This is a genomic window from Vulcanococcus sp. DEBay_Sum22DG08_74 (assembly GCF_017852955.1).
Taxonomy (GTDB): Bacteria; Cyanobacteriota; Cyanobacteriia; order PCC-6307; family Cyanobiaceae; genus Vulcanococcus.
This window is the reverse complement of sequence record NZ_JAFMKL010000089.1, coordinates 1-6703: the sequence shown is the minus strand read 5'-3', so window position 1 is coordinate 6703 and position 6703 is coordinate 1. Positions and strand designations below refer to the sequence as shown.

Annotated in this window: 12 protein-coding genes; 6 read left to right on the top strand and 6 right to left on the bottom strand. The window is 65.1% G+C overall.

The genetic code is table 11. The annotated features are described in order from the left end of the window. A partial coding sequence (locus QZ184_RS09070) for an Hsp70 family protein (RefSeq protein WP_296419199.1) occupies positions 1-541 on the bottom strand: 541 nt, incomplete at its 3' end. A gap of 83 nt (positions 542-624) precedes the next feature. Between QZ184_RS09070 and QZ184_RS09065 the strand changes: the two genes are divergently transcribed. From QZ184_RS09065 to QZ184_RS09050, 4 genes are all read left to right on the top strand, one after another. Next, complete coding sequence (locus tag QZ184_RS09065; RefSeq protein WP_296419198.1) at positions 625-1506, top strand: shikimate dehydrogenase; 882 nt, start codon at positions 625-627, stop codon at positions 1504-1506. Between the two features lie 26 nt (positions 1507-1532). Beyond that, complete coding sequence (locus QZ184_RS09060; protein ID WP_010313838.1) at positions 1533-1994, top strand: Tic20 family protein; 462 nt, start codon at positions 1533-1535, stop codon at positions 1992-1994. An 88-nt stretch (positions 1995-2082) separates the two neighbouring features. Continuing rightward, positions 2083-2451 carry a 30S ribosomal protein S6 gene (gene rpsF, locus QZ184_RS09055; RefSeq protein ID WP_029626057.1) on the top strand — a complete coding sequence of 123 codons (369 nt, stop codon included), beginning with the start codon at positions 2083-2085 and terminating at the stop codon, positions 2449-2451. 76 nt (positions 2452-2527) lie between these two features. Beyond that, positions 2528-2836: a hypothetical protein gene (locus tag QZ184_RS09050; protein ID WP_247476659.1), complete on the top strand. Its 309-nt coding sequence runs from the start codon at positions 2528-2530 to the stop codon at positions 2834-2836. 8 nt (positions 2837-2844) lie between these two features. Here QZ184_RS09050 and QZ184_RS09045 read toward each other — a convergent pair whose 3' ends face one another. Further along, positions 2845-4044 carry an argininosuccinate synthase gene (locus QZ184_RS09045; protein ID WP_010313846.1) on the bottom strand — a complete coding sequence of 400 codons (1200 nt, stop codon included), beginning with the start codon at positions 4042-4044 and terminating at the stop codon, positions 2845-2847. Further along, positions 4044-4295, bottom strand: a complete 252-nt coding sequence (locus QZ184_RS09040) for a hypothetical protein (RefSeq protein WP_247476655.1) — start codon at positions 4293-4295, stop codon at positions 4044-4046. Before QZ184_RS09040 ends, QZ184_RS09045 begins: the two co-directional genes overlap by 1 nt. A 102-nt stretch (positions 4296-4397) precedes the next feature. On the opposite strand from QZ184_RS09040, the gene QZ184_RS09035 reads away from it, so the two are divergent. Then, positions 4398-4673, top strand: a complete 276-nt coding sequence (locus tag QZ184_RS09035; protein ID WP_010313850.1) for a DUF3134 domain-containing protein — start codon at positions 4398-4400, stop codon at positions 4671-4673. A gap of 44 nt (positions 4674-4717) precedes the next feature. Further along, a complete protein-coding gene (gene mraY / locus QZ184_RS09030) occupies positions 4718-5779 on the top strand; it encodes a phospho-N-acetylmuramoyl-pentapeptide-transferase (protein ID WP_296419197.1) in 1062 nt (353 codons plus the stop codon). Here mraY and QZ184_RS09025 read toward each other — a convergent pair. From QZ184_RS09025 to QZ184_RS09015, 3 genes are all read right to left on the bottom strand, one after another. Beyond that, the gene (locus QZ184_RS09025) at positions 5762-5992 is read right to left on the bottom strand and encodes a hypothetical protein (RefSeq protein ID WP_029626059.1); all 231 of its coding nucleotides are present in this window, start codon (positions 5990-5992) and stop codon (positions 5762-5764) included. The genes mraY and QZ184_RS09025 overlap by 18 nt on opposite strands. Continuing rightward, entirely contained in the window at positions 5989-6201 is a 213-nt protein-coding gene (locus tag QZ184_RS09020) for a hypothetical protein (RefSeq protein WP_010313856.1), read from the bottom strand. Before QZ184_RS09020 ends, QZ184_RS09025 begins: the two co-directional genes overlap by 4 nt. 116 nt (positions 6202-6317) lie before the next feature. Next, entirely contained in the window at positions 6318-6467 is a 150-nt protein-coding gene (locus QZ184_RS09015; protein ID WP_296419195.1) for a hypothetical protein, read from the bottom strand. Between the last annotated feature and the right edge of the window lie 236 nt (positions 6468-6703).

Below are 6703 nucleotides of genomic sequence, written 5' to 3'. Positions count from 1 at the left end.
CCAGGCCGTAGGCCAGGGCAGCCGCGGTGGGCTCGTTGATGATGCGCAGCACCTCAAGGCCAGCGATCTTGCCGGCGTCCTTGGTGGCCTGGCGCTGGGAGTCGTTGAAGTAGGCGGGAACGGTGATGACCGCTTGGGTCACGGTCTCGCCGAGGTACTTACCGGCGTCTTCGGCCAGCTTGCGCAGGACCTGAGCGCTGACTTCCTCAGGAGCAAATTGCTTGTTGAGGACGGGGCACTTGACCTTGACGTTGGAGCCGGCCTTCTCGACGCCGTAGCTCACTTCCTTGGACTCTTCGTTCACCTCGTCCACCCGGCGTCCGATGAAACGCTTGACGGAATAGAAGGTGTTTTCCGGGTTCATCACCGCCTGGCGCTTGGCGATTTGACCCACCAGCTGATCCTGGTTTTTGGTGTATGCCACCACGGAGGGCGTGGTGCGGAAGCCCTCGGCATTGGCAATCACGGTGGGCTTGCCGCCCTCCATGACTGACACGCAACTGTTGGTGGTGCCAAGGTCGATACCGACAACCTTGCCCATGGGTGACCTCTGAACTGCAGACATCCTCTGCAGCGGCACCCGGGTGGGGCTAGGTGTGGTTGCCGAACAGTGCCCGAACCACCGTGAACGCCGAGGCCCGAATCCAAGGCAGCACCGCGCTTGTGGGGGTACTGGGCGATCCGGTGCGCCACTCCCTTTCGCCGGTGATGCACAACGCGGCACTCGAGGCCATGGGCCTGGACTGGGCCTACCTGGCCCTACCCACGCCAACGGCTGAGCTGAGCACCGTTATCCAGGCCCTCGAAGCGATGGGCTGCCGCGGCCTCAACGTCACCATTCCCCACAAGCAGGCCGTGGCGCCGCTCTGCAGCGAGCTGAGCCCCCTGGCCGAGCGCCTGGGGGCCGTCAACACCCTGGTGCCACGCCAGGGGGGCGGCTGGCTTGGCACCAACACCGATGTGGAAGGCTTCTGCGCGCCGCTGCGGGAGGTCAGCTGGAGCAGCAAGCGGGCGCTGGTGCTCGGCTGCGGCGGCAGTGCCCGCGCCGTCGTCGCCGGTCTGGTGGAGCTGGGCTTTGCCGAGATCGTTCTGGCCGGGCGACGGCCGGAAGCCCTCGAGGCCTTCCAGGCGGACTGCCGGAGCTGGGCGCCCCAACTCAGCACCCTCAGCTGGGACAGCGGAATCGCCGCAACCCTCGCCCAGGCGGATCTGCTGGTGAACACCACGCCCGTGGGCATGGCCTCGGCCACGGACCCCGCCGCCGCCCAGGCCTGCCCCCTCAGTGACAGCGAACTCGCGGCGCTTTCAGCCGAGGCCTGGGTCTACGACTTGATCTACACACCTCGGCCGACCGCGCTACTGCAGCGGGCAACGGCCAAAGGCTGCCGCAGCCTGGATGGCCTGCGCATGCTGGTGGAGCAGGGGGCCGCCTCCCTGCGCCTCTGGAGCGGCAGGAGCGAGGTGCCCGTCGAGGTCATGCACCAGGCCGCCCTGCGCCAGCTCTAACGTCACACCCAAGGCGACGGAGTGCGATGACGATCCCCAGTTGGCAGCGGCTTCTGGCCTTGCTGACCTATCTCCTGCCCTGGAGCGATGGTCTGCCCTTCGGGCGCTCCCTGACGAGCCTGTTTCCTGTTCTGCAGTGGTTGAGCCTGCCGGCCCTGCCGCTGGTGCTGATCGAGCAGGCCATTCCCTTCGGCGGGTTCATCCTGTTTTTGGTGCTCTTTCTGGGCGTGGTGCGCAACCAGCGGGTCCCCTACTTCATCCGCTTCAACGCCCTGCAGGCCATCCTGCTGGACATCATCCTGATCGTGCTGTCCCTGGCGTTCAACCTGCTGCTCGCCCCCCTGGGCGGGAACTTTGCGGTGCGGACCCTGGCCAACACCGTCTTCCTGGGGATGCTCGTGCTGGTGCTGTTCGGGATCATCCAGTGCCTGCGCGGCAAGGAAGCCGACATCCCCAGCCTGTCTGAAGCGGTTCGCATGCAGCTGTAGGGTGGACGATCCGCCGCTGATGAACCGGGCTCACCCCCACCCCATCAGCCACCGTCCCTTTCGGCGTCCACGTCGGATCGCGTAAGCCATGTCGCAGCCCTACTACGAAACGATGTACATCCTTCGTCCGGACATCCCGGAGGAAGAGGTGGAAACCCATATCACCAAGTACCGCGATCTCGTCACCGAAGCCGGTGCTGAGGTTCTGGATTGCCAGATGCGCGGCAAGCGCCGCCTGGCCTACACCATTGCCAAGCACAAGGAAGGCATCTACGTGCAGCTGGCCCACAACGGCGACGGCCAACAGGTGGCAGCTCTCGAGAAGGCCATGCGCCTGAGCGAAGACGTGATCCGCTACCTGACCGTCAAGCAGGACGGCCCCCTGCCCGCTCCCCGCAGCGGCCCTGCACCCCAGGCCACCAGCGACGAAGCCGCTCTGCAGACCGCAGACGCCTGATCTCGAAAGGCATCTCGCCCCTTGTTCCCTCCTGGAGCCTTGGTTAGGTTCCAGGAGGTTTTTTATTGACCAGCCGTTGGAGCACCAAGACCTGCAGGCGGCCTTGGCCAAAAGCCAACAGGAGCTGGAGCGCGCACAGGAGCAGATCGCCGAACTGGAGGCCCTGCTGGCGGAGTTGCCCGGCATTTTTGAGCGGAAGTTCAGCCAGCGGCTCGAGCCAATCCTTGAGCGCCAGCGGCTCTTGAGCGCCGACAACGAACGGCTCCAGCAGGGCTCCCAGCGGGAGGAGCCCCTGGTTCTTCCACTGCAGCCGGCGCAGCCGCGGATGGGATCCCGGGTGCGGGCGCTCTGGCCCCAGAACCAGGACCCGTCAGTGGCGGCCTGAAGCAGGCCCTAGCGCTGGCTGTTCGCCCAGAGACGGGTCGGCAGACCCCAGACGTAGATGAAGCCCTCGGCGGCGCGGTGATCGAACTGATCCCCGGCGTCGTAGGTGGCCATGTCAGGCACGTAGAGGCTGTTGGCGCTGCTGCGGCCGACGACGGTGGCGTTGCCCTTGTGCAGCTTCACCTTGACCGTGCCGTTGACGGTGCGCTGGGTGCGATCGATGAAGCCATCCAGCGCATCCTTCAACGGGCCGTACCAAAGGCCTTGGTAGACCACATCGGCCCACTGCTGCTCCAGCTGACGCTTGCTGCGCAGCACGTCCGCCGCCAGGGTCAGGCTCTCCAGTTCCTGGTGGGCCTTGATCAGCAGCAGCAAACCGGGGGTTTCGTAAATCTCACGGCTCTTGATCCCCACCACGCGGTTCTCGATCATGTCGAGACGGCCATAGCCGTGGCTGCCGGCCAGGGCATTGGCGCGGCGGATCAGGCTGACGGGATCCAGGCGCTCGCCATCGATGCTGACGGGATTGCCGTTCTCGAAGCCGATCTCCACCACCTGGGCCTGCTCCGGGGCCGCCTCCACGCTGACGGTGAGGGCATAGATCTCCTCAGGGGGTTCCACGTTGGGATCCTCCAGAGGTCCGGCCTCAATCGAGCGACCCAGCAGGTTGAGGTCGATCGAATAGGGCGACTTCTTGCTCACCGGGGAAGGGATCCCGCAACGCTCGCCGTAGGCGATCGTCTCCTCACGGCTCATGCCCCATTCCCGCGCCGGAGTCAGGACCTTCAAATCCGGCGCCAGGGCGCCGATCGCCACGTCGAAGCGCACCTGGTCGTTGCCCTTGCCCGTGCAGCCATGGGCCACGGCATCCGCACCGACTTCGCGGGCAATCTCCACCAGGCGGCGGGCGATCAGAGGACGCGCCAGGGCCGTGGAGAGGGGATAGCGACCTTCGTAGAGGGCGTTGGCCCGGATCGCCGGGAAGGCGAAATCACGGATGAACGGCTCGATCAGGTCACCCACGATCGACTGGCTAGCACCGGAGTCCAGAGCCTTCTGACGGATGGGCTCAAGCTCATCCCCCTGTCCCAGATCCGCAGCGAAGGTAATGACCTCCTCCACGCCCCACTCGTTCTTGAGATAGGGAATACAGACGCTGGTATCCACACCACCGGAATACGCCAGCACAGCCTTCTTGGCCCGGCCCATCAACGCTCTCCATGCGCGCAATCGATCGATTCTCCACTGTCGCGGTGGCGGATCATCTGGAAGGCCAGCCAACCGGCCATGCCCAAAGGCGGAACCAGCACCAGGGCCAAGGCCAGAACCGCTGCCAGCTCAGGCCGCGCGAGGGCCCAGGACTGCTCCAGCAGGGGCGTGCTCCAACGCTTCCCGGCCCAGACCAAGCCCGCACTGATGGCCAGGGCTGCACCCCAAGCCGGCCACAGCCGCCATGTCATAAGAGCCTTGGGGAGAGTCTCAGATAGGATGGCGGATTGGCGCCAGCTGGGTAGCTACGAACCCGGCAAACCTGTACACCGACGTCCGACGGGCCTCACGCGATGAGCAGCAACCTCAGCACCAGCCTCTCCCAGCTGGATGGCATTAACCCCTCGCTGACCCGTTACGGCCGCAGCGAACCCGCCCCGGTGCTGCCCCTGCGGGAAGAGCCCGACCTGTTGAGCTGGCTCGAGACCAGCGGCCGCCTGGTGGTCGATGAGGAAGCCGCCACCAGCGACGTCAGCACCGTGGAAGAAGAAGAACTCTCCGCACTGATGGGCGAGAAAGAGGACTACAAGGCCGACGACGAGCAAAACGAGGAAAACTGGGAGGACTGATTCCCCCCACCTCTGTGGTCTCCACCAGCAGGCTCATCGCCTCGATGCCCAGCAACAGCCGCCAACTGGCGCTGCTGCTGGGCTTATTGCTGCTTGGGGTCTCTGCCGGCTGCGACTGGTTCACGCGGACGCCGCAGCTCACCGTGCCCCTGCTCGTGGCCGCAGCGATCAGCGCGGTGGTCTGCGCCTGGGGTGTGCCGCGCCTGCGGAACCTCAAGCTGGGCCAGGTCATCCGCCAGGAGGGGCCGCAGAGCCACCTCAGCAAAGCGGGCACCCCGACCATGGGTGGACTGCTGGTGGTGCCTGTCGGCGTCCTGATCGGTGGGCTGATTGCCCCCAGCGACCTGCGCCTACCCGGAGTCGCGGCCATCACCCTGGCCTACATGGCCATCGGCGGATTCGATGACTGGCGCAGCTTGACCAAGCGCCACAACACCGGCCTCTCCCCCAGCGGCAAGCTGCTGCTGCAGGCCCTCAGCGCCGGCGGCTTCCTCGCTTGGGCCGCTTGGCATGAACTGATCACAGACAGCATCGCCCTGCCCCTGGGCTGGATCCTGCCGCTGGGCCTCTTGATCTGGCCCCTGGGATTGTTTGTCTTTCTGGCGGAGAGCAACGCCACCAACCTCACCGATGGCCTCGATGGCCTGGCGGCCGGATGCGGAGCCATCGTCTTCAGCGGCATGGGGGTCCAGCTGATGCTGAGGGGAAACCAGGGGGACCCCGCCCTGGCCGCCTTCTCCGCCGCCATGGCCGGCTGCTGGCTGGGCTTTCTGCTGTTCAATCGACACCCGGCACGGGTGTTCATGGGAGACACCGGCTCCCTGGCGATGGGCGCCGCCCTCGCGGCCGTCGCGCTGCTGAGCGACAGCCTTTGGGCCCTGCTCTTGATGGGGGGAATCTTCCTGGCGGAGTCCCTCTCGGTGATCGTTCAGGTCTGGGTCTTCAAAGCCACCAAAGGCCCCGATGGAGTCGGCAGGCGGGTCTTCCGCATGGCGCCCTTGCATCACCACTTCGAACTGGGCGGAGCAGCCGAACAGCAGGTTGTCGTTGGGTTCTGGCTGATCAGTGCTGCCCTGGCCGCCCTGGGGTTACTGCTGCTGGCCTGAGCCCGCTCGGTAGTAACGGCAGTAGCCAAGAACCGTGGAATAGGCGTTGTAGCGGCCAGGCTTCAGGCGCAATTGCTGCATCGCCTCGGCATCTGTCAGCTGCATCGAGGCCCAGCGGGCACAGACCTGGCGGTGGTCCACCCAGAACCAGGCCACCACGGCAGCAAGGGTCCCCAAGAGCAACAGCACGAGCCAAGGCCAGCGCTGACTCATGCGGCCACGTCCCAATCGCGAGGCTGCTCCAGATCGGAGCGCTGCGGATCCAGGGTTCGAGGCGAGAAGCCCACGACCTGGGAATAGCCCGGCTGACGCAGTCGCTCCCGCTTGGCTGCCCGCTGGACGGCCGCGGAGTAATAGGAGTAGCCCATGAAAGCCGCCGAAGCAGCGACCATCACGGCAGGAAGATGGATCAGGATCTCCATCAACTCAAACCGCTTGCCAACGCTTTGGAGTGGGCATTGCTTTGCTTTGCCGCCAAACCAAGAAGTTCGGTCTTAATCGTTACGCAAGCCAGGCAGGTTGTCCAGGGCGATCAGAACTATTGGGCCTGCAGCGCAGGCATTGCTTCATCCGCCTCTGTGTTGTTCACAGGGGGCGGACCATCCCCGAGCCAGGTACACATCACCACCCCAAGGGCCAGCAACAGGATCAACACGATCAAGCGCACAGCGCGGCCCGTTGAAGTCATGGCCAAACGGTTGTTTTGATCACCCAACCCTGTCAGCGGGAGCCCACAGAGAGCGCAGAGCGTTACAAGAGCAACAGTTCAAAGCCTTGAGGCAGCGCATCATTCACCCACGACCTTCGGGTCGGGCAAGGGAGATTCTCAAGGGGGTGTGGCAACCCCCTTTTTTATTGGCCAGGCGCAAGCTGCCGAGGACGCCTACGGTCAAGTCAGCACTCCTGAGCCATGGCCTACTTCAC